Consider the following 21688-nt stretch of genomic DNA (forward strand, 5'->3'; position numbering starts at 1 on the left):
GCACTTTAAAGTGCCTCCTCAAGAATTTTGTAAAAGTTGGTTGAAACCTTCGTGGTCGTGAGTGATTTCCATGTCGGGGACTTGATTCGCTCGCTGCTCACCCCACAACGACATCTGTACCAAAATTTCTCCCAGTGAATGGCCCAGCTCAGTCAGGGCATACGTCACTTTAAACGGTGCCCGGTCACCAGAAATCTGACGGGTAATGATACCATCCTGCTCCAGCTCCCGCAACTGTTGGGTCAAGACCTTCTGTGAAATAGCCGGTAACTTCTGGCGAAGATCACAAGTCCGTTGGGGCCGATTGCCTAAGTGGCAGAGCAGTTGGGGTTTCCACTTACCACTGATTACGCCCAACGTTGCTTCAACCCCGTTATTATACGACTTCTTCACGAGAAGACCCCCTTATCTTTTCACCCATTCTAATCGATACTCATCGTTTTGAACAGTAGGTACTTTTTGGTAACCATATCATTCAGCGAAACCGCCATTGGTCAGCTACAACCTGGCAGTTCAATTATCAGCCTTAAATTATTAATAACTGATTGATAACAAAAAAGAGGACCAGACAGCCGTCTGAGTCTCCTCTTTTCATTCAAAAACTTTACCAACTAGCTGCCAGGAATCGTCATGACGTCGGTATCAACAATTCCAAATTGGCAGCGCATCCGTGCCTCAATTTCTTCGCCCAGTTGATAACTATCTCGGACCTCCATGTGAGGATCCACGACAATCACCAAATTCAGCGTAACCACGTTCCCGTTGTAGTGGGCCTTGAGTTCCGCAACCTCCTGAACTGCCTCAAACTCATTAACAGCTTGACGAAACTTATCCTCTACTTCTGGATCAAAGTAATCTGCTAAGTTCAAACTGCTTTCCCGAAAAATCCGCACACCAGCCATTAGAATATAGATCCCCACTAAAATGCTGGCCACGCCATCTAGCCAGCTAACCTTAAACCATAAGGCACCGCCGATGGCTAGCATCGTTCCTAAACTGGTGACCGCATCACTTAAACTATCCTGGGCAGCCGCAGTCAACGCAGCGTTTTGTAATTTCCGACCAGCCCGCTTGTTTAACCACCAAACACCAACCATAATTACGGTCGCAATTCCAGCACCCACTAGGGTAATCGCCTGCGGGACTTCCTGAGTCGCTGGGTTCATCAACCCCCGAACGCCACCATAGATAACGCTAGCCGCAATGGCAATCATAACGATCCCGGTAATCATCGTGAAGACCGTTTCGTAATGAAACCGGGTCAGTTGTAGGCGCTGGCTACCATTGCCGTCTTCTTCAGGCAACGGTTGGCCCATCAAATCATCATCGTGGATATCCCGGGCAATGTAGATTCCAACCAACAGGAGGACCGTCGAAATAATACCAGACAGATTGTTGAAAGCATCTGCTCGCAAGGTTTGCGAATGGCCAATGATTGCTAGATAAAACTCAATCACAGAAATCAGTAGGTAGGCCCCAACGTTTAAATACAAGTGGCACTGAGCTCCGCGAAGCTTCTTTAATTCCTGTTGCTGACGCTTAGCCCACACCACCTGTTCAGCCTGACGATGGGCCTTAATGTCTTTCATCTGTATCCCTTCCTACCCATTAAAATTAAGTGCTAATTTACCCTAACTAACTCCCATTATAGCGGCTTCTGCAGCTAACCGTGGTGAATCTTTCGAATTATCTAAGTCACTTACTTAAAGACCACTGCATCGACCTGTTTGCCCAACTGGTTCATGGCCGCAACCTGTTCGGCCAACGTGCCACCCTGTGACAGGGCTACCACAATAACGGCCCGTTTGCCCTTCACAAAGATTGCTGCATCGTTTTCAACCCCGTAAGTGTCAAACTCACCAGTCTTGTTATAAATCTGTCGATCACTCGGAAGCAGCTTGGGAAGCTTACTGTGATTAGTATTGGCCGCCATCAACTTCAACATCGCCGTATCAGCCGACTTTGAAACCAACTGGTGCTGCCACAATTTCACTAATAATTGCCCCAAGTCACGGGCCGAGGTCATATTATCTTTACCCGCTGCTAACGACTTTTGATCCATCATCTTCCGTTGGAGAACTGTCTGAGTGGCTCCCAGACGTTTAATCTCTTGATTGACGGCGTCAAAGCCACCTACCTTACGAATCACCACGTTGGTGGCCGTATTATCACTCACCGTCATCATATATTTCAAGAGTTCTTGGTTCGTCAACCTGGTTCCGGCCGCCATCCCCTGCAGGCTCCCAGTTCCCCCGACCTTGTCACTATCCTTTAACGTGTACGTGGCCGTTAAATTAAATTTCCCCGTCTGAACCTGTTGATATACGGTAGCTAAGATAAACAGCTTGATATCACTTGCAGCCTTCTGTGACTTAACGTGCCACTGATAGGCTGCGCTCCCAACCGGTTGAACGTAGACGGCATTCTGTCCCTTTAAGCGGCCCATGGTTTGTGCCACGATTTGCTTAAACGGCGATGACTGTTTGGTTTTAACTGGTGTCGCCCGCTGTTTACCGACAGAACTACCCGTTTGTTTGCGAGATGACTGAGCCTTCGTGCTTGACCGAGTCGCCTGATCCACTGACTCCTTGTCGCTATTGCTCGTCTTTTTCTGACAACCACTTATTAAGGCAACAACGGCCAATGCGCTCAGACTCATTAAAACCCATTTCTTCATATGGGACTCCCTTCAATTTGATTAAAAAATACACGGGTAAGTTCTCAATTATTAGAGAGTCCCCCGTGTATCGTTTAATTATTAATCTTTAATAGTGAACCCAAACTTCGTTGACCAGGTCGCCATCGTAGCTCTTACCATCGGTCAGCACGGAATCACCGTCATATGACATGTAGCCATAGTAGGTTTCGTGTTCACCGTTACTCCAAACGACATCAACTTCAACGTTTGCATTGATACTCTTGGTATCGTTAGTGTCTGACGTCACATCATAGGACAGAACGCCTGTCTCACCAGAACTCTTCACCGTGGCGGACCCGTGGAATGCGGACCCGTCATTATTGTTTTGGATCACAGTGCCGTCAGAATTAATGGTCAGACTGGATTGTTGCCGGTCGCCATCATCATCGTTGTAAAAGTAGTAATCCCCAGTGAACTTCCCATAGCTATTGAAGCTATTGTTGGTCGTTGGCGCAGTATTGGACGTCGTTGACCCGCCATTGTTCGTAGCAGCGGTCTTACTACCGGACTGGCTCTTCTTCAACAGGAATTTATCGTTACTCTTCTGCAGGTTGAAGAATTCCGTCTTCAGCGTACCAAAGCCTTTCTTGTTTAAGTCAGCTAGATCAATGGTACTTAACTTTTGGTTGGACTTCTTGTATTTACCATCCGCGTTTAATTCTTGAGCTTCCTTCAAAATGGACTCATCCTTCGCCGTCTTGGCATTGGATGAATTACTTGAACTCGCCTGATCAGCATTCTTAGCTTGATCATTCACGCCAGATGAACATCCAGCTAAACCACCAACGGCCAACAGTGCCACAATTGCAATGAGCCAGTGTTTTCTCACTTTCATGTTGTCTTACCTCCGCATAAAACTTTTCTATGTATAAATGATGTGCCAATAAGTTAATTTTAAGCTATCTAATCAATAACTACAATGGCTAACGCGAAATATAAATCATACGATTAATATTTTTCTTTTCATTAGATGCCGGCCCTAAAAGGGTGTATTTAAGCGCTAATTCGTGCCTGCTCGTGAAATACATCATAATTTTCATAGTCAGGACGGTTAACTTGAAATCAAACGGTTTAATTTCAGCCGTTAACTGAAAAGCCTTAATAGCAAGGCTAGAAACGATTTGTAAATAAATTAACAATCTTTTTAGTAAAGCGGTTGTCAACTGTAAGTATTTCGGCTATAATTACATTGTGAAATTGATACTAATGGTTTTCAAAACTTCTGAAAGAAGGCATTTGCTTTATGGCTGAACGTAGTTATGATTTTCTGATGCCCAGTGTCAACTTTTTTGGCCCTGGCGTTATTAACAAGATTGGTGATCGTGCAAAGACTCTTGGCATGAAGAAGCCCGTCATCGTTACTGATAAGTTCCTTGAAGGTCTTGAAGGCGGTGCCGTTCAACAAACGTTGGCCTCATTAAAGGCCGCCGGTATTGACTACGTTGTTTACAACAACGTTGAACCAAACCCTAAGATCCGTAACATTAAAGAAGTTAAAAAACTTTATGAAGAATCCGGTGCGGACGCCATCATTACCGTTGGTGGAGGCTCTGCCCATGATACTGGTAAAGGTGCCGGGATCATCTTAACTAACGGTGATGACATCACCAAGTTAGCTGGGATCGAAACGCTCGACAAGGCTCTACCACCACTGATCGCCGTGAACACGACTGCCGGGACCGGTTCAGAACTGACCCGTCACGCCGTTATCACGAACGAAGAAACTCACTTGAAGTTCGTGGTTGTTTCATGGCGGAACATTCCGTTGGTTTCCTTCAACGACCCAACCTTGATGCTGGACGTTCCTAAGGGCTTAACTGCCGCTACTGGGATGGACGCCTTTGTTCAATCCATCGAACCCTACGTTTCTGTGGACCACAACCCCATCACCGACTCACAATGTATCGAAGCTATCAAGTTAATTGAAACTTCCTTACGTGAAGCCGTTGCTAACGGTCACAACCTGGATGCCCGGACCAAGATGGTCGAAGCTGAAATGTTAGCCGGAATGGCCTTCAACAACGCCAACTTGGGTTACGTTCACGCCATGGCTCACCAACTCGGTGGCCAATACGACGCTCCTCATGGTGTCTGCTGTGCCCTACTTCTGCCATACGTAGAAGAATACAACATCATTGCTTGCCCAGAACGCTTTGCCGAATTAGCTAAGATCATGGGTGAAAACACGGACGGCTTATCAACCCGCGATGCTGCTGAATTAGCTATCAAAGCCATGAAGCAAATGTCACAAGACGTTGGTATTCCTAAGTCTATCAAGGAAATCGGTGCTAAGCCTGAAGACTTCGAACTGATGGCCGAAAACGCTTTGAAAGACGGTAACGCCTTCTCTAACCCTCGTAAGGGAACGAAAGAAGACATTGTTAAGATCTTCCAAGCTGCTTACGACGCTGAATGATTTTTGCTAACCGAGTAACCTAGATAGCTTTAACAGTCAACCACTGCACCGCTACCCTAGTTGAAACGATTGGTATTACTGAAAAAGCCACCCGGCTGGGTGGCTTTTTCAGTATCGTAATTGACTAACCAATCACTACTTCGTGCCCTGTTCGATGCGGTATCGCAACACCGTTTTCGCTTTTTCCGGTGCCGTGCGCCGTGCATCGGTGAGATAGATTTCTCGGTGCCAATAATCTCCCATCGTGGGGATAACACGATAGTCGCGTTCCCTTAAAACCGCCTGTAACTTCGCAAAGGTTGCAGGTTCATCATCAAACGGACCGTGATGAATGGTCTGTAGGACCAACCCTTCCGCGTACGTTTCCCACTTCACCTGCGACAGCCAAGGATTGTCTTTCTTCTGTCGAACCCGAGCGAGCGCTTGAGCAAAATCATCCGCAGTCAGGCGGTCGGGTTGACGCAGCATAATTTTATACGTCAGTGCTGCCTTGTTGAGAGTGGTTCCCCGTGAGCCATCACTAGTGGACCACACCCCCTCTAACGGATAGACGGTATACGCGTAAGGCTCGCCCAACTCGCCGCGCTTCAGTGCCATCCGCAAATCATACGCAACGGGATAGAGCGCCGCCACGTGCTCACCAAAGGCCGGTTGATTCGGATCTCCCACTCCCGTAATCGTAATGAAATTCAGCTTGGGTAACGTCAATACTTGCGGTTCTTTCGGCAGATACCAAGCTTTTTCAGCCTTACGCCATTCGTGTTTCATCGGTTCAGCCTCCCTAACCTACTTCTCGACTAAAGGAACCAACATCTCACCGTGAACACCATTGGCATCCGTTCCAGTCATGTAAGACGTGTTAGGGCCACCTACGTAGGCGTAATCAGCCAACTGTGGCAGAATTTCACCGAAGGCGGGGCCTTCCAGGGAATTGTAAAGACCCACTTGATCCGCTGCCGTACCGGTGATCACCAGGTATTTCCCGGCAGGAAATTCAATCAGCCGTTGCCCAGCCGCCGCCTGCGTGTCAGCAGCAACCTGTCGACCGGCATAGTAGTGAAACTCACCATTAATAGCTTCGTTGACAGCGAATAGATAGTCATTGATACCAGGCAGCTGGTCCAGCGCGTGGTCGGCGGTAACTTTTTGCCAGAAGTCCTGCTTCTGTTGGCCCATTTCTGGGAACCCGCCCGTTAAGACCGTGTCTAACCCTAAAACCGTGAATGCTGGTTTCGTTTCAATCGTGTAATTTGCCATATTGTCGTGGCCTCCTTAAGATGATAGACTCAGTATACAAATTAATAGTTTCAAAAACTGACACCATTAGGAGGAAATTCATGAATAAAACGGCTCGGGTCAATACAATGATGCGTTATATCAATAACCGCCAATTCTTTACGATTCGTGAACTGATGACCCACTTTCACGTCTCGCGCAGTACGGTAATCCGTGACCTAAATAACATCCAGGAACTCGGCATGCCCTTGACAGCAAATGTCGGCCGCGATGGCGGTTACGCAGTCATGAAGAATCAACTGCTTCCAGCTGTTCAATTCAACAGTGAGGAACTCAAGGCCCTGTTTGTGAGCTTTCTGGCGACCCTGAACACCCAGTTACCCTACCTGCAGAACCGGAATACGCTGACCGAAAAGCTCGTTGCAATTGCCTCCCAAGCCCAGCAAGATGACCTCCTGACGCTGCAAGAGCTTCTAATCTTTAGTCACACTAATCCAGCCAACACCAAACTGACCGAGCTCACCGACTTTGCGCCAGCCATGCTTAAGACCTTACTCAACGCGTGCCTAACCAACCGACAATTACAGTTCCAACTGACAGATACCACTTGCACGATCTGGGTGCGCCACGTATACAGTCGTCAGGATGCTTGGTACGTCGATGCCTGGGACCTGACGACACAACACTTTCGAGAAATCGCCGTGACAGCCATTCAGCACATTACACCCGTTACCCAGGCTCAAACGTTGGATCCCCAAGTGATTGCAGCCGCCATCAAGGCTGCCCGTCCTAAGCCCAACGTTACCTTATCTTTACGCGCCACGGCTATTCAACAGTTCCGCCAACACCCGCATCCTACCGCAGCACTGCAGTTTCTGGATCCTTTTCAACAGACAGCCAAGCTCGAATGCACCGTGGATATTACTCAGCCACAGCAGCTAAGTGACTTCGCCCGGTGGTGCCTCTATCTGGGGCACGAGGCCCAGCTAACAACGGCGCCAACGGTCGTTAAGCAAGCCCTCCGTCAGGAACTCACCACGCAACTAGCTCAGTTGGACTAGCAGTATTTAACCTGAATTAGAGAGTTTTGTTTCAATAATGCGTTACCTTCAGTAACCACTCAGACACTGTGTCGCATACCGGCCAAAAAAGGGTCCAGGACAAAAGTCCTGAACCCTTTTTTGCGCTCCGAACATACATGGTCGAAACGTGCGCCAAAAGGCAGTCAGCTCCGCTTAACCCCGATAAACAAACAATCCAGGACCGGGATTGTTCGTCTATCGACGTTAATGCTCATTGACTAACCGCCTTTTGTCTCACTCTCTTCTGATTTATTTATCTGACATTTCAGCCTGCTTATCTTTATGACGTAATTCCATTTCGATTTCTTCCAGTGACTTGCCCCGTGTTTCAGGAACCAAGTAGTGGACGAAGAACATAGAAAGAACTGCAAAGACGGCAAAGACAGCGAATGGGCCCCCAACATTGTTATGGAAGTATGCCAGCATAACCAGGAAGAATTGTGAAACTAAGAAGTTCCCAATCCAGTTGGCAGCGGACCCAATGGAAGAACCGATTCCCCGCACACTCAATGGGAAAATTTCACCAATGGTAACCCAGGCAATTGGTCCCCAAGAAATGGCGAACCCAAAGATGTAAATCGCAATCAAAATCATGGTTGGTACGGCTGCGGTTTGAACATCCATGGTGAAGTTCATCACCGCAAGTACACTCAGTGAAACTGCCATGACGATTGACCCAAACATCAGGAAGGTCTTCCGATTGAATTTATCCATAATAAATGTTGCCAAGACGGTCACGACAAAGTTCACGATCCCAATCCCAACCGAAATCCAGATGGCACTGCCTTCAGGAAAGCCGAATCCCTTGATGAACACTTGTGGTAAGAAGTAAATCACGGAATTAATCCCAACTAACTGTTGGAGCAACATAATACCGACGGCAACGATAACGGCCGGCCGAGCAACTGTGAAGAGTTCCTTCAGGCCACCCTTAGGTTGGTTGGCAACGACTTGGATGTCAGCCAATTCCTTCTTAGGATCGTCACCACTACTTTTACGTAACATTTTTAAAACACTTAAGGCTTCATCATTTTTACCCTGTTCAGCCAAGAACCGTGGTGATTCAGGTAATAACAGGCCACCGATCAACAGCAGTGCGGCTGGAATCAAAGCTGACCCCAACATCCACCGCCAGTCCCGGACACCCAGCAGGTTATGGTGCAAGAAGCCCAGGTTAGAAACGTAAGCCAACAGAATCCCTAAGGTGATCATCAGTTGGAATAACGTCCCCAGTGAACCCCGACGTTCTGCGGGAGCCAATTCAGCCAAGTAGGCTGGCGTTAAAGCTGACGCAGACCCAACGGCTAAGCCCAAGATAATCCGGGCAATGACCATGGACCAGAACCCAACGGCGACCATGGACAGTGATGACCCCAGCAAAAACATGATAGCTGCTAAAATCAACAGACGCTTCCGGCCATACCGGTCAGCCAATGGTCCCACTCCCAGTGCCCCAACTGAAGACCCAATCAGGACGGACGAGGTAATGAATCCCGTCTGGGCAATGTTTAAACTAAAGTTATGTTCGATTAATGGTGAAGCCCCCGAAATAATCCCGGTATCAAACCCGAATAGTAGGCCACCTAACGCTCCGAATGTGAATATGAAAAAAGTACTTAAATGTCGATTCATGTTAATCGTCCTCACCCTTCATAAATAATCAGCAAATACACTATAGCGCTTACACGTTTCCTTGTAAACGCTTTCTTTCGTGACGGACTGAGCATTATGGTTGGCTAGTTTCGGTTATTCCAAACAATCAGTCTATACCAATTCAAGGCCCTGAAAACATGAAAAAGGGCCACCGCCACTGGCAACCCTTTTTCAGAAAACTAGACCAATTATCCCTAGTTTTCTAAGAAAACTAGCACGATCGATTAAAAGTTTTTTTATTTTTTTAAGACAACGTCATACGGCCATCCATAATGGTATACGTTTTGTCCGCAAACTCCTGCAACCGCAAATCATGAGTCACCACGACGATGGCCTTGTGATGCTGTTTGGCCAAATCGTGTAATAGACCCCCTACGACCTTAACCCGGTCGCTATCCAGAGCAGCCGTTGGTTCGTCAGCCAGAATAATTTCAGGATTCTGGTACAGCGCCCGCGCAATCGCCACCCGCTGAGTTTGACCACCAGAAAGTTCCCCGGGATACTGTTGGGTCAATTCTGCAATCCCCAATTGTTCCAACAGGGTTGCGAGCTTTGCCGCTGACAGGTTACCCTGTTTTTTAACCCGGTCAACCAGCCTAAATTGATCTGCAACCGTCAGATATGGTACCAAATTGTAGGCCTGTAGAATAAAGCCAATCTGATTTAGACGAAAAGCGTCCCGCGCCTTCCCCGACAAGGCTAGAAATGACCGGTCTTCAACCAATACTTCCCCCGACGTAGGCGTCTGAATCCCCCCGGCAATCGTCAAAAAAGTGCTCTTACCGGAACCTGACGGCCCAATCACCAAGCTAACTTCGCCAGCAACGGCTTCAAAGTTAACGTCAGTCAGGACCTGAACCTCGTTGGTACCGTGACCAAAGGTTTTATTCACATTTTTCAAAGTTAACGTTGGCATCATTCTTAACCTCCAATCACGCTGACAGGGTCAACGTGCAAAATAATTCGGACGGGAATCAAAGCGCCAATCACCCCAGTCAACAGGATGCCACCAGTCACTCCCGCTAACAGTGGCACGTTAAAGGCCAATGGTACGCCGAACGGCAAGACTGATACGGTCAAAGCGGTTAACCCGGCCCCAATCAGCAAACCACCCACAACTAGCAACAAGGCCTGAGTGAGCGTCGTGGTGACCAGCACCTTCGCTGGAATCCCCTGTGCCCGCAGTACCGCATAGTTCGGCAGTTTCTGCATGGTTAAGATGTAGAGGAAGACGGCAATCACCACCATGGCAATAATCATGAGAAAACCGATCATGAAGCTAAACGTCATATTTTGAGCAGAGTAACCGGGTAATTTATTGATGAATTGGCTGAGACTCAGTGTCCGTAAACTACCGTCGGCCCCCTTAAAGGTCGATCGGTCAGAAACAATTCCCCCGGCTTGGTACGCGGGCATCACATGGCTCAACGCCCGCCAAGTTGGCAACGTTCCGTATACGACGGGGGCCACGCTGAGCTTGGCATTGTGGGTAAAGCCGACAATCTGATACTTCCCAGTCAGTGAATTCAGAGTTACCTTATCACCCAACCGATAACCATTATCCTTAAAACTATCATCCACTAAAATCTGATGATTGGTGGTCGGCTTATGACCAGCAACCGTCGTTAATCTATGGTAGATAAACTGATTGTCTTGAATCCCCAGGAACTGAGCCGATAATTTGGCCTGTCCCTTAGCCTTGGCCACCACCCCCGCTTGACCAACGTAGGCTTCATGCTTGGTCAGGCTCAACTTATCGGTCGTCTGTTTCGTGATCAATGACTGCGACAAGCTATCGTTGGCATCACTGTTGAGTGCAATCTTGCTCGCATTCCAGGTATCTAGCGCTTGCGTATTTTGCTGGGCAAGGCCATAGGCCAGACCGCTCAGTACAAATACCAGGTACGTGACTAGAACGATCATGCCAACGATTAAGCCGTACCGCAGCTTCTCGTGACGAATCTCTCTTAGTGCTAAAAACACAGGCGTCCCTCCTACTCTTCTAAATGTTGCAAAGCTTGGCGAAATCGGTCCAGCGCGGCATCCCGGTTAGCGGGAGCCAGCATGATTTCTTTAATCGTTGCGTGACTTAGCGTCATTGCCGCCCAATCCACCACTGGTAAGTCGACTGAGATCGGTGTCTCCGGCAAAAGACTTTCATTTTCTCCATAGTGTCGTCTAACCAGTTGATCGTACTGACTGCCACTAAAGTGATCCACAAACGCTGACACCGCTTGATAGTACGACTCTGCAGAAAATTGCGCCGTTCCCTGAGAACTGAAATCACGATGAATTTCCTGCATTGCTTGTCGGTACAAGGTTTGATAGGCATCCGTCAGGTCATCAAAATATTTATAGAAGGCGCCCCGGGCAATCCCCGCGGCCTTCACAATTCTTGCAACCTGCGCATCTGCTAGGCTGTGAGTGGAAAATTCCGTTAGCAAAGCCGCCATAATTCGTTTTTGTTTGTCTGATGATAAATTTTCAAATGTCGATGAGGGCACTGTTAAGACTCCTTTCAAGGCAGGTGACACCGTGTCACTATTGAGGAGATTATCACGAAAGTGACATTGTGTCAACTTTTAACTCAAAAGAAAAGAGTAAGCCAAAGGACAGTTAGTCAACCAGTCTTAACGTTGCTAGACGAATAATCCCGGTCTTGGGTTGTTTATCTAGCGGCGTTAAGCGGAGTTGACTACCTTTTGTCACACATGTTCAGAACGCAAAAAAGGTCTGAGACTTTTGTCCCAAACCTTTCTACTTCTTTTAAATTAAAATTGCTGAACGGGGCAGCCAAGGCCGCCTAATCCGTTGCCAACTTGTCAGGCTCATCAATAATCAAGTGGCTGAGTACCGCTAACATCAGGAAGACCACGGCAACGCCACAGACACCATTCCAGCCCGCGTGACTCCAAGCCCAGGTTGCCGTCAGCGTACCAATCGAACCACCCAAAAAGTAGCTGAACATGAAGACCGAATTATTCCGGCTACTTTCCTTACGATTCAAAGACTGCACAATTGCTTGGCAAGAAACCTGGCTAAACTGCGTTCCCAAGTCGAGCAACACAATTCCGACGATCAAGCCCAGTAACCAGTGACCAACCAACCAAAAGATTCCGAAAGCAACGCCGGAAAAAACCATCCCCAGGCCCACGGTCAATCGGGGCGAACGCTGATCAACCAGTGTTCCAATCATCGGTGCGGCAATTACTCCCGCAACCCCGAGTAGACCCAACAACCCGGCAACGTTACTGCCCAGATGGTACTGAGCCGCTAAGTAGAAAGCCAACGTTGACCAGAGCACGTTGGACATGCCAAAGAGACAGAAACCATTGATGGCGGCTCCACGTAAAGGCTTTTGGGTTGCAAATAACTTAGGCAACATCCGAATCACTGGCCAGTACCGTAGATTTTGGTGGCCCCGAGCATCATGTGGTAGCTGGTAGTGAACGATTGCCAAAAATACCAAGTCAATAGCTGCCGCCACTAAATAGATATTTTTCCACGGCATGACACTACCTAGGAGTCCGCTAAACGACCGTGACAATAGAATTCCGGTCAAGAGCCCACTCAAGACAATCCCTAACACCTTGCCCCGTTGTAAGGATGGTGCTAAGTAACCCGCGTACGGAATGATGATCTGTGGGGCGACCGATGTAATTCCCACTAAAGCGGTGGCAACTGCAAAGATGCCCGCGTTCGGCGACCAAAATGCTAAGAGTAAGGATAGAATTGAAAGCCCCATCATAAACTGAATCAGGTGATATCGGTTGAAAATGTCTCCCAACGGAACAATCAGTAACAGACCAAACGCATACCCTAACTGGGTCACCATGGCCAGCATCCCCACCACGGCCTTAGATAAATTAAAATCTGCCGCAATCAGGTTTTCAATCGGTTGAATAAAGTTTAAATTGGCAACAATGACCCCCGTCACCACTGCCATTAGTAAAATTGTCCTTCGTGACAACGTTGCTTGTTCTTTCACAGGAAAAACCTCCTGATGAAAGTTTAAGACTTTTTTCAAGAATTGAAAACCAGTAAATTGAGATTAAATGGCTTACAGCTAAAACATTTGCTATACTTGTCCCCATCGGAGGGGATTTATATGAATAAGTTTGTAACAAGTGTCGCTATCGCGGCGGGTCTACTTGGCAGTCTTGGTTGGGGAACCACGACTGCACAAGCCAAGTCAAAGTGGACAACTGGGACGCCAAAAGCCCTCAGGGGTTCTTGGACGCAACACCGGATCCATCACAGCGGCCACGACACCGAAGTTTCAACCAATGCTATGATCTTAACCAAGAAGTGGCTCTTCGTGATGACTAACTTTGGTGGTCACGATTATGGGGGCAATCACCTGGTCTATCGCCAGAGCCGCGGCGTTTATCGGCTACGGGCATATGACACTCTAGAAAAGTCTTGGTCTTACACCAAAGTCACCCGTGACGGAAAGAAACTCACCTTACAGAAATACGGAAAACGTAAGTCAGGACAGCATTTCAAGCATGTTTCTGGTAAGATCACGCACTTGAAATATGACGCTCGTACTAGTCATGCGTTATTAAAATAGAATCTAGAAATCACTTAGGCGCTGTTTTTGAGCGTCTTTTTATTTTCCCCGCAATTTCGTCAATTGAGGGGCAATCACGGTCGACCACATGCTCTTCAAGAGGACGTAACCCACTAACGCGCCCACCATTGCACTCATGAAAAAGCTCGGTAGGAACAGCCAAACTGCTCCCGTCGTTCCCATTAACCACGCGGCCACTGGGTAAGCCACCAAGGCCCCTAAGATTCCGGAGCCCACCATCTCTCCAAATAATCCCGCTACCAGTTTACCCGTCAACCGAAAGAGCCAGCCGCTGAGAAAGGCCCCAATCATACTTCCTGGGAAAGCCAGCACCGTTCCCGTACCCATAAGATTACGAATCAACGAAGTGAGAAAGGCCTGTGCAACGGCCCACCACGGTCCCAATAACACGCCTGATACTAGATTGATCAAGTGTTGCATGGGTGCTACCTTAGCAACCCCAATTGAAAATGAAAACAAACTGCCACCAATCACGCCTAATGCCACTAACATGGCCGTTAATGTCATGGGATAAACTTTCTTAGACATCTAACTCACTCCCCAGTTTTTTTACCCAAAAGGACCCCCGTTCTACTCACCGCAAAACGAGGGTCCTAGGGTTCTCCCCAATCAACCGCACACTTTCCTTCGCGAGCATTAACTCAACAGGTTCAAAGGGATTGGCATCTGCCATCTCAGCCGCTTGGCACCCCTAGTGTCATCTTAAGTTAAGCCCAACTATACCGGGTCTGGCTGGCCGAAGCAACTCATAATAATCTGTACCAATTCGCCCTTAAATTGGTTAGCTAAACTGGTATACTGACTTGGGAGGGGATTTGTATGAAGAAATTCAGTTTGACCCTGATGTTGGGAATTCTCAGCATCTGTTTAGGTGGCGTCACAACGGCTAAGGCAAGTAGCTATCAGTTAAACAGAAGTCATAACTTACCTTACACGCAGGTCTTTCACAACCGTAATGCAGCCACACACTATCTCTGGAACAACACGCACACCCGTAAATTACATAATCTACGTAACTATCCACATACAACTTGGCACGTCAATCGCGAAGCCTGGTTCAGCCACGGTACCACAACTGCCCACTACTATTACGTCGTTAGCGGTAACCACCGGGCAACCGGCTGAGTTTGGTGGGGCTACTTAAAAGACGGTAGCTATTACCGCGAAACGGTCAAGAATGACGGCCTAAAGTTGGCTTCACCCGTAAGTTTCAACGACCGCGGCCAATTTGACCGATTTATCTACCAACGACTCCAACACGACGGTTACCCACTGAATAATCAGCTAGCTATGATGGTCAATTATTATTCATCTGGCAATGACCGCCTCGCTGATTACACCGTCAAAGATGTCATCCAAACGCTCAAGCTGAAGAACTTGAACGCTCACAACTTGACGCTGATCAATCAGCCAACTGTTCACCACCTCAATCGGCTAGCTGATCCACAGCATGGCAAATTGTCTATTGAAACGACCGGTAAGGGGCAACTGGGAGTAGGCCTGGTTCGGACCATAGAAAAACAGCTGCGTGCCGCTAACGCCTCAGAATATGCCATTCGTACCAACCTGACTGGTAGCGCACAAGCTGGGACGCTCAAATTACAGTACATCCTGTTGATGCGCTAATGCTAATTAATGTACATTTTTTGAATGATCTGATTAGGAGGACATAGTGACAATGAAAAAATTGTTGATTGGATTCATGGCCGCCGCCATGGTGACAACTGGGTTTGCCACCATCCCAACAACGACCGCACAACGTTTAAGGGGAATAAACTTAAAATTAGAATTGTGGGTCACACCTACCACTGGCGCTTAACTGGTCTGAAGAAACACAGCAAAACCATCTACTACGGTCGCCTGCACTTCAACTGGAAAAAGTCCAATAAGGGCTCCAAGCTAGTTAAGATTAAAATTCAAAATAAGCAGAAGTTTGATATTATCCAGAAGCATTTCTTTAACCTACGCGGCAACTACACCGGAAACGAGAATTACGGCGCGATGATTTTTAAACGTTAACATCAAGCACTTTAAACCAACACACACGAGAGTGAGACAAAAGACGGTTAATCAATGAGCATTAACGTCGCTAGACGAATGATTCCAGTTCTGGGTTGTTTATCTAGCGGGGGTAAGCGGCGTTGACTGCCTTTTGACGCACGTATCGACCATGTATGTTCGAAACACAAAAAGGGATTGAGACTTTTGTCTTAACCCCTTTTGTCTATTCTACTTGATAGTCTGGAAAAATTTATTTATGCACTTTAACTACGTGTGCCTTCAAGATCCAAGCTGTATGCCCCTTGTGATCTTTCACTTGGTAGTAAGCGTACGTCTTACCTGAGATCTTCACGCGCTCAACCTTGGCTAATCGCCATTTCTTAGCAGAGTGCTTGGGGGTGTGACCCTTGCCAAAGACTTTAGATAGCAAGGCGTCCTTAAACCATTTTTTATTTGCTTTCAACTTGTACGTAAATTTCGTGTGCAGCTTCTTGGTTGAAAGAATTTTGACCTTCTTACCCTTTACCGGCTTGTCAGCTGCGCCACCATGAATAGGCTTGACTGGCGTTGGCTTAACTGGCGTTGCCGTTTCTGGCTGCTTATCTGGCTTAGCCGGCGTCACTGGCGCTGTTGGTGCTGGAGTAGGAGCCGGTGTTGGTTTAACCGCCGTCTTATCCACGTATGGCGTATTCTTGCCATCAGTTGAAATCAGATATTTCGCCTTCAATTGTTCTTGTTGGGCTGGCGTAAAGCCCAGAACGTCGTTGATGTACTTTTGAAGAGAACCATAGTTTTGTTCAATTTCACGGAAGTATTCTGAGATCCATTCGATTTTCACAGTCCGTCCCGTGTATTGTGAGAGCATGAAATCGTTAACCATCGTTTGCTTGTCCATCCCAAAGATCGACATCAACAGAACGGTCGCAATCCCCGTCCGATCTTTCCCTGAAGTACAGTGGTACAGGAACGCGCCGCCTTCATTCTTCAAGACCATGTTCAAGAATTGACGGTAACCCATAACCGCTGGGTAGCCAAATTCTAAGCGTTGAACGTAGAAGGCACCGTCGCCTTGGCCATCAGCGTAGGCGTGCGCACCCAGCACTGATAAATTGATGTTGGGGGCACCAGGAATAACCTTATCCGTCCCCTTGCCTGAAGCTTGACCAGGCGTTCTAAAATCAACAACTTGCTTGACCCGGTACTTGTCCGTAAACAGCTTAATATCGTCTTCATCCAAGTTACTCAAGGCATCGGAACGTAACAAGCTGTTTGGCTTAATTTGCCACTTACCATCGGCCGTCTGATAGCCACCAATGTCACGCGTGTTTTTAGTCTTATGGAAGGTAATTAGGTGTTGCTTAAGGTCAGCTTCCTTAGATTGGTCGGATAATAAATACCTACCCAGTGATTCAGTTGGAATAGGGTTGATTGGTTTTGGCTTAGGCTTAGCCGGCGTTGTAACCGGTGGCGTCACTGGCTTACCAGTATCAGTCCCCGTAGCTGGCTTGTCTTTGTCACCAGGCTTAGGTGTCGTTTGTTCCGTTGGTTGGCCAGCAGTATTGGCATCAGCAGCGGCAACAACGCTTGGGACGCCCGCTCCCATTAATGATAGTGTGACCCCGGCTAGGCTAAGGGTCTTGACAATTGAGCTTTGCATTATATTCTCCCCGCTTATAGTTATTATTAGTGTTCAGCGCTTATCACAAGAATTGATATTAGCAAGGGATTGTGTTGTATTTGCAAACGTTCTGTACACGATTGGTAAAGACCATTACGATAATCTTTATGCAACCGCCGACAGGAACCGTTGTCACTAGCTTTAGTCTAAATCCAAATTAGCCAATCTTTTAAAAAAGTTGCGGACAAACTAGCGTACACCTCCAAACATCGAGTAATTTCTGAGTATTTTAAATATTTGTTATAACGTTTTACCTAAAGTCCTTGCGCCCATCAACTGAATCCTTTAAACTGTTGATTACAATAACCGTGTAAGCGTTTGATTAGTAAAGGGGATTCTGTATGAAAATTAGTAGAAAAGTCTGGTTGGATTCAATTGGGGTGGGATTGTTCACTCTCGTTTATAGTGTCGTCATGGGTAGTCTTTCCCTCTGGATGGGCTCCGCCGCTTTCGTTGCGGTCTCCTACTTTTTCGGCGCTGGCTTCCCTAAAGATAAGATTTGGAATATCTTGGTGAGCTTTGCCTTGGGCATTGCTTGGGGGTTAATCGCCTTTCGTCTGCTCCAAGTACCAGGAATGGACGAACTGTGGCCAAGCGCCATCATGTTTGGCCTCCTGACGTTCATCGTGCTATTCCTGCAAGGAACGATTATGAAGTTCACGATTGTTCCCGCTTGGCTGATTGCCTGGGGAACGACCATGTTGATCATTACCAACGTTCCCGTCCATCACTGGGCCCTGTTCGTGGGCCAACTCTACGGCTCTATGTTGCTGGGAATTTTTCTGATCGGTTACGCATCAGATTACTTCAACCAGATTATGGCACGGCTTCTTCCAGCAAAGGATACGTCTGAAGAAGCCCCCGCGGATTCCGCCGAAGAAGACTAGTCATTTCCATTTCGGACTGCCTTACCCAGTCACCACGACCGGTATTTATGGTCGTATAACGTCAATACCGGCTGTTTTCTTGAAAACATTGTCCCAATTTCAAAAATAATCCTTACGCCGTCAAATGAAACGTGGTATGCTAGCATCTCGTGGGAAATTCAAACGAGGAGCAACACAATGCCAAAAAATTTTAAAGAAGAACTACTTTTCACCGCCGTCATGGCTGGCCTCATGGTCTTAGTCATGGCTGGCTACAACATCGCCTTAGCCGACGGATTTTCAAATCACTTCATTCGTGAAGTGCTGACTGGCTATCCATTGGCCCTAATTGTCGCCGCAATCTGCGACTTGGGCATCATCGGCCCTGGTGTTAAATACATCTTTTTCCACTTTATCATCAACGATTACATGAAAAAGAAACAGATCCGCATCGCCCTCACCATCTCCGTAATGATGGTGGCCGGGATGGTTACTCTGATGTCGCTCTTCGGGATGGTCGTTACCCAAAACTTTGGTGGTAACTTCTTCCTGACCTACTTGCACACCTGGGTCTTCAACCTCTTCATGGCGTTACCTTTACAGCTTTTAATCGTTGGACCCATCGCTCGCGCTATCCTAGGTGCTGTCCAAAAACGGACCTCACCAGCCGAAACGCCAACTGAACCAGAATCTATTAAAAATTAATTCCTAACTAAACGTCGCAGCTATCATCTAGATATAGCTGCGGCGTTTTTCTATGCCAATGGTCCCACGCCAGGCAACTTAAAAACGACTATCAGATAATTCTGATAGTCGTTTTTAGTTGCCATTTCCACCGACCTATAACTCCGACCAGCGATTCATTATCCATTCACACGCAATCATCTCTGTCATATTAAAATCAAATCAGACCAGGAATAAGTACCACGTCTTAATTTTGCAATCAACCTTCGTTGGCAATTAATTGGCTGGTTGAATGGTGTAGTAATCAAATATTATCGCCGAATTTAGAAAAAGGTCTACCCGTTTTTGCGGATTTAGCGTATGCTTAATGCAGTTAAAGACTCATCATCCTTAACACTTTTTAAGGGAGCGAATCTACATATGAAAAAATGGACTTTCGGTCTCGTTGCGGGGCTCATGTTACTGTTACCACTAACGCTAGCAACGACGACCACAACCACCGCCAACGCGGCTACCAAAACAACCACGACTAAAACCAAACCCAAGACCAAGGCTAAGAAACATTACCTGATCGTCATGGGCCACGGTGCTGGTGATCCCGGGGCTCGCGGTAATGGCACCACCGAGGCAACTTTTCTGCGAAAGCACATGCTACCACAGTTAAGAAAGTATGCTAAGGAAGTTAAAAACAGTAAAATCACTTTCTATAATCCCAAGAAAAACTTGGTGAGTGATACCTTGTATCACCACAAGGGTTCCTACAAGATTAACAAGAAGACGACCGTCATCATGTTCCACTTAGATGCACCAGCCGGTCACGGGGGCCACGTAATCATTCACAAGAAGCACCCGACGGCTCGTGATAAGCGTCTGGCCAAAGTCATTAAGAAGTACGTTGGGTTAAACCGCGCTTATAACGGCTATAGTTTCCGAACAAACCTTCGAAACTGCAACGTTCTGCGTAAGCGGGGCATTGATTACAGTCTAGTTGAGTCTGGTTTTATTACGAATAGAACCGACGTCAAACATTTGAAGAAGCACATGGCCAAGATTGCCAAATCAGACATCGAAGCCATCACAAACGAACGAATCAAGTAGGACCATCTTTAGTAGGGGGCCGGGACTTTTGCCCCGGTCCCCTACTGTCGTCTTTTTAATCAGTTAACCAGCTTTTAAACTTGTAAGCGTTTTTTATTGTCCCAGCGTTAGTGAACTGTTAGGGTAAATCTTACAGGTGTGTTTCACACGAAACATGAGGGGGTGTTCACCATGCCGTACATGTACTTAGGCATTGCAATTATGGGAGAACTTGTTGGAACAAACTTACTCAAGGCAGCAGCTGGCTTCACTCGCTTCGGTCCTGCCCTGGGCGCATTAGGAGCGTACGCCCTATGCTTCTATTTTCTATCACTAGCAATGAAGAATATTGATCTAAACGTTGCCTACGCCATCTGGGCCGGGATTGGCATCGTCATCACCACGTTTGTTTCCATGACTTATTGGCATGAACCAATTAACCAAGCAAGTGTGTTGGGCATTGCATTAGTTGTTGCCGGTGTGGTCATCCTCAACCTGTACGGTCCAGGAAATTAACCGGAGGAGGAACAATGCATGACAGAAACTGTAGTGATTTTGGGGGCCGGTGCTGGCTTTGGCTTAGCCATTGCCCGTGCTTTTGGCCAACAGGGGCAGCATCCCGTGCTGGTAGCCCGCAACGAAAACCGGCTCCAACAAATGAGTGACGATCTACGAAATGACGGTATCACCGCCGATTGGCTGGCCGCTGATGCCGGCGACGCCAACCAAACAAATGCCATGTTTAACCAAATCATGCAACGTTGGGGTATTCCCCAAACCTTCGTCTACAATGTAGCCGACACTTCGTTGGATGATCCGCTAACTACGCCGACGGAAAGAATCGCCCGGTCCTTTGATTTGAACGTCCTCGGTGCTATCCGCACAGCGCGCCAGTTCATTGCGTTAGCCCCAAGGGATAGTTCCCGTAACATTCTGATTACCGGTGGCGGGGCTGCTCTGAATCCAACCAAGGATACCACCACATTATCCCTAACCAAGGCCGCATTACGCAGTTACACCCAGTCCTTAGCTGCCGAATTGGCAGGCACCGGGATTTACGTAGGCTTAATTACCATCCAGGGAATCTCGGACACCAGTGAAGCCATGGCTCCTAAGAATGTGGCCCAGACTTACGTTCAAGCCGCTGCCGAGCGTCAGCATAGTGAAATACGCTACCCTGCTGGCGAGCAGTCCACCTCGGAGTTTGACGACTTAAAGGCATTAGTTAATGAACCGACCAAACTTCAAGCATTTTTAAAAGACCATCCCGGTGCCGCAGATTTTCTACGCAAGCATCCAAATTTTTTACAAAAATGATTACTATGAGACTGAATCCTCGTTGGTTCAGTCTTTTTTTAATACCAGTAACCTTTGAAAAATCAAGAATTGACAGCCCCAAGTAGGCACTTAACCACTGATTTTCTTCATTGAGTTTAACAAGTTTATTATCAAATTTTCGACCGCTACGCGCAGTAAGATTGTTAGTTGCTCATGAATTTTTAGGCGCATTTAATCTTGTGAACCACTTTGCATTCTTTTCGTTAATGCGTTATAACGTAGGCGAGTAATCGGATATACCAGCAATACATTAGCACCATTGATTGCTCAATCGTTAACATTGCACTAATTTAAGCACCTATAAATGGTTAGCTAGTGTTAACTATATCATTCATAAATGTCATTCAACGACGTATTATGGATCA

Annotated in this window: 24 protein-coding genes and 1 riboswitch; of the genes, 11 read left to right on the plus strand and 13 right to left on the minus strand. The window is 47.2% G+C overall.

All coding sequences use genetic code 11. The features are described 5' to 3' along the window. Positions 1-18: 18 nt before the first annotated feature. The 4 genes from AB3Y94_RS07605 to AB3Y94_RS07620 all read right to left on the minus strand — a co-directional run bounded on the left by AB3Y94_RS07605 (position 19) and on the right by AB3Y94_RS07620 (position 3533). Positions 19-393, minus strand: a complete 375-nt coding sequence (locus tag AB3Y94_RS07605; protein WP_367295690.1) for a winged helix-turn-helix transcriptional regulator — start codon at positions 391-393, stop codon at positions 19-21. Between the two features lie 218 nt (positions 394-611). Further along, positions 612-1589, minus strand: coding sequence for a cation diffusion facilitator family transporter (locus AB3Y94_RS07610; protein ID WP_367295691.1), 978 nt, complete (start codon positions 1587-1589; stop codon positions 612-614). A gap of 110 nt (positions 1590-1699) precedes the next feature. Next, a complete protein-coding gene (locus AB3Y94_RS07615; protein WP_367295692.1) occupies positions 1700-2677 on the minus strand; it encodes a serine hydrolase in 978 nt (325 codons plus the stop codon). An 88-nt stretch (positions 2678-2765) separates the two neighbouring features. Next, positions 2766-3533, minus strand: coding sequence for a hypothetical protein (locus AB3Y94_RS07620; RefSeq protein WP_367295693.1), 768 nt, complete (start codon positions 3531-3533; stop codon positions 2766-2768). Positions 3534-3941: 408 nt separating this feature from the next. Between AB3Y94_RS07620 and AB3Y94_RS07625 the strand changes: the two genes are divergently transcribed. Then, positions 3942-5114: an iron-containing alcohol dehydrogenase gene (locus AB3Y94_RS07625; protein WP_367295694.1), complete on the plus strand. Its 1173-nt coding sequence runs from the start codon at positions 3942-3944 to the stop codon at positions 5112-5114. A gap of 135 nt (positions 5115-5249) precedes the next feature. Here the strand turns inward: AB3Y94_RS07625 and AB3Y94_RS07630 are convergent, their stop codons facing one another. Further along, positions 5250-5882 (minus strand): GyrI-like domain-containing protein, encoded by a 633-nt coding sequence (locus AB3Y94_RS07630; RefSeq protein WP_367295695.1) that lies wholly within the window; start codon positions 5880-5882, stop codon positions 5250-5252. An 18-nt stretch (positions 5883-5900) separates the two neighbouring features. Next, on the minus strand, positions 5901-6371 hold the full coding sequence (locus AB3Y94_RS07635; protein WP_367295696.1) for a GyrI-like domain-containing protein: 471 nt from the start codon (positions 6369-6371) through the stop codon (positions 5901-5903). 80 nt (positions 6372-6451) lie between these two features. On the opposite strand from AB3Y94_RS07635, the gene AB3Y94_RS07640 reads away from it, so the two are divergent. Then, complete coding sequence (locus AB3Y94_RS07640) at positions 6452-7411, plus strand: helix-turn-helix transcriptional regulator (RefSeq protein ID WP_367295697.1); 960 nt, start codon at positions 6452-6454, stop codon at positions 7409-7411. A 270-nt stretch (positions 7412-7681) separates the two neighbouring features. On the opposite strand, the gene AB3Y94_RS07645 is transcribed toward AB3Y94_RS07640, so the two are convergent. The 5 genes from AB3Y94_RS07645 to AB3Y94_RS07665 all read right to left on the minus strand — a co-directional run bounded on the left by AB3Y94_RS07645 (position 7682) and on the right by AB3Y94_RS07665 (position 13073). Beyond that, positions 7682-9064: a sugar porter family MFS transporter gene (locus tag AB3Y94_RS07645; protein WP_367295698.1), complete on the minus strand. Its 1383-nt coding sequence runs from the start codon at positions 9062-9064 to the stop codon at positions 7682-7684. 265 nt (positions 9065-9329) lie between these two features. Next, on the minus strand, positions 9330-10001 hold the full coding sequence (locus tag AB3Y94_RS07650) for an ABC transporter ATP-binding protein (protein WP_367295699.1): 672 nt from the start codon (positions 9999-10001) through the stop codon (positions 9330-9332). Between the two features lie 5 nt (positions 10002-10006). After that, positions 10007-11068 carry an FtsX-like permease family protein gene (locus AB3Y94_RS07655; protein ID WP_367295700.1) on the minus strand — a complete coding sequence of 354 codons (1062 nt, stop codon included), beginning with the start codon at positions 11066-11068 and terminating at the stop codon, positions 10007-10009. A gap of 11 nt (positions 11069-11079) precedes the next feature. Then, the gene (locus AB3Y94_RS07660; RefSeq protein ID WP_367295701.1) at positions 11080-11589 is read right to left on the minus strand and encodes a TetR/AcrR family transcriptional regulator; all 510 of its coding nucleotides are present in this window, start codon (positions 11587-11589) and stop codon (positions 11080-11082) included. A 299-nt stretch (positions 11590-11888) separates the two neighbouring features. Next, on the minus strand, positions 11889-13073 hold the full coding sequence (locus AB3Y94_RS07665; protein WP_367295702.1) for an MFS transporter: 1185 nt from the start codon (positions 13071-13073) through the stop codon (positions 11889-11891). Between the two features lie 120 nt (positions 13074-13193). Between AB3Y94_RS07665 and AB3Y94_RS07670 the strand changes: the two genes are divergently transcribed. Then, a complete protein-coding gene (locus tag AB3Y94_RS07670) occupies positions 13194-13658 on the plus strand; it encodes a hypothetical protein (RefSeq protein ID WP_367295703.1) in 465 nt (154 codons plus the stop codon). Between the two features lie 39 nt (positions 13659-13697). Here the strand turns inward: AB3Y94_RS07670 and thiW are convergent, their stop codons facing one another. After that, the gene (thiW, locus tag AB3Y94_RS07675) at positions 13698-14207 is read right to left on the minus strand and encodes an energy coupling factor transporter S component ThiW (RefSeq protein ID WP_125680824.1); all 510 of its coding nucleotides are present in this window, start codon (positions 14205-14207) and stop codon (positions 13698-13700) included. A 77-nt stretch (positions 14208-14284) separates the two neighbouring features. After that, positions 14285-14382, minus strand: a riboswitch (TPP riboswitch). A 116-nt stretch (positions 14383-14498) separates the two neighbouring features. On the opposite strand from thiW, the gene AB3Y94_RS07680 reads away from it, so the two are divergent. From AB3Y94_RS07680 to AB3Y94_RS07690, 3 genes are all read left to right on the plus strand, one after another. Then, positions 14499-14804 (plus strand): hypothetical protein, encoded by a 306-nt coding sequence (locus tag AB3Y94_RS07680; protein ID WP_367295704.1) that lies wholly within the window; start codon positions 14499-14501, stop codon positions 14802-14804. Positions 14805-14870: 66 nt separating this feature from the next. Then, positions 14871-15305, plus strand: a complete 435-nt coding sequence (locus AB3Y94_RS07685) for a hypothetical protein (RefSeq protein WP_367295705.1) — start codon at positions 14871-14873, stop codon at positions 15303-15305. A 52-nt stretch (positions 15306-15357) separates the two neighbouring features. After that, positions 15358-15498, plus strand: coding sequence for a hypothetical protein (locus AB3Y94_RS07690; protein WP_367295706.1), 141 nt, complete (start codon positions 15358-15360; stop codon positions 15496-15498). A 432-nt stretch (positions 15499-15930) separates the two neighbouring features. Here AB3Y94_RS07690 and AB3Y94_RS07695 read toward each other — a convergent pair whose 3' ends face one another. Next, the gene (locus tag AB3Y94_RS07695; RefSeq protein WP_367295707.1) at positions 15931-17337 is read right to left on the minus strand and encodes a tyrosine-protein phosphatase; all 1407 of its coding nucleotides are present in this window, start codon (positions 17335-17337) and stop codon (positions 15931-15933) included. 362 nt (positions 17338-17699) lie between these two features. On the opposite strand from AB3Y94_RS07695, the gene AB3Y94_RS07700 reads away from it, so the two are divergent. The 5 genes from AB3Y94_RS07700 to AB3Y94_RS07720 all read left to right on the plus strand — a co-directional run bounded on the left by AB3Y94_RS07700 (position 17700) and on the right by AB3Y94_RS07720 (position 21302). Then, positions 17700-18245, plus strand: coding sequence for a DUF1097 domain-containing protein (locus AB3Y94_RS07700; protein ID WP_367295708.1), 546 nt, complete (start codon positions 17700-17702; stop codon positions 18243-18245). A 177-nt stretch (positions 18246-18422) separates the two neighbouring features. Further along, complete coding sequence (locus tag AB3Y94_RS07705; protein WP_367295709.1) at positions 18423-18929, plus strand: DUF2798 domain-containing protein; 507 nt, start codon at positions 18423-18425, stop codon at positions 18927-18929. 399 nt (positions 18930-19328) lie between these two features. Further along, entirely contained in the window at positions 19329-20006 is a 678-nt protein-coding gene (locus AB3Y94_RS07710; protein WP_367295710.1) for an N-acetylmuramoyl-L-alanine amidase, read from the plus strand. Between the two features lie 171 nt (positions 20007-20177). Beyond that, positions 20178-20501 carry a multidrug efflux SMR transporter gene (locus tag AB3Y94_RS07715; protein WP_367295711.1) on the plus strand — a complete coding sequence of 108 codons (324 nt, stop codon included), beginning with the start codon at positions 20178-20180 and terminating at the stop codon, positions 20499-20501. An 18-nt stretch (positions 20502-20519) separates the two neighbouring features. Further along, entirely contained in the window at positions 20520-21302 is a 783-nt protein-coding gene (locus AB3Y94_RS07720) for an SDR family NAD(P)-dependent oxidoreductase (RefSeq protein WP_367295712.1), read from the plus strand. Positions 21303-21688 lie beyond the last annotated feature (386 nt).

It is taken from the genome of Levilactobacillus yonginensis (assembly GCF_964065165.1).
In the GTDB taxonomy this organism is placed as follows: Bacteria; Bacillota; Bacilli; order Lactobacillales; family Lactobacillaceae; genus Levilactobacillus; species Levilactobacillus yonginensis_A.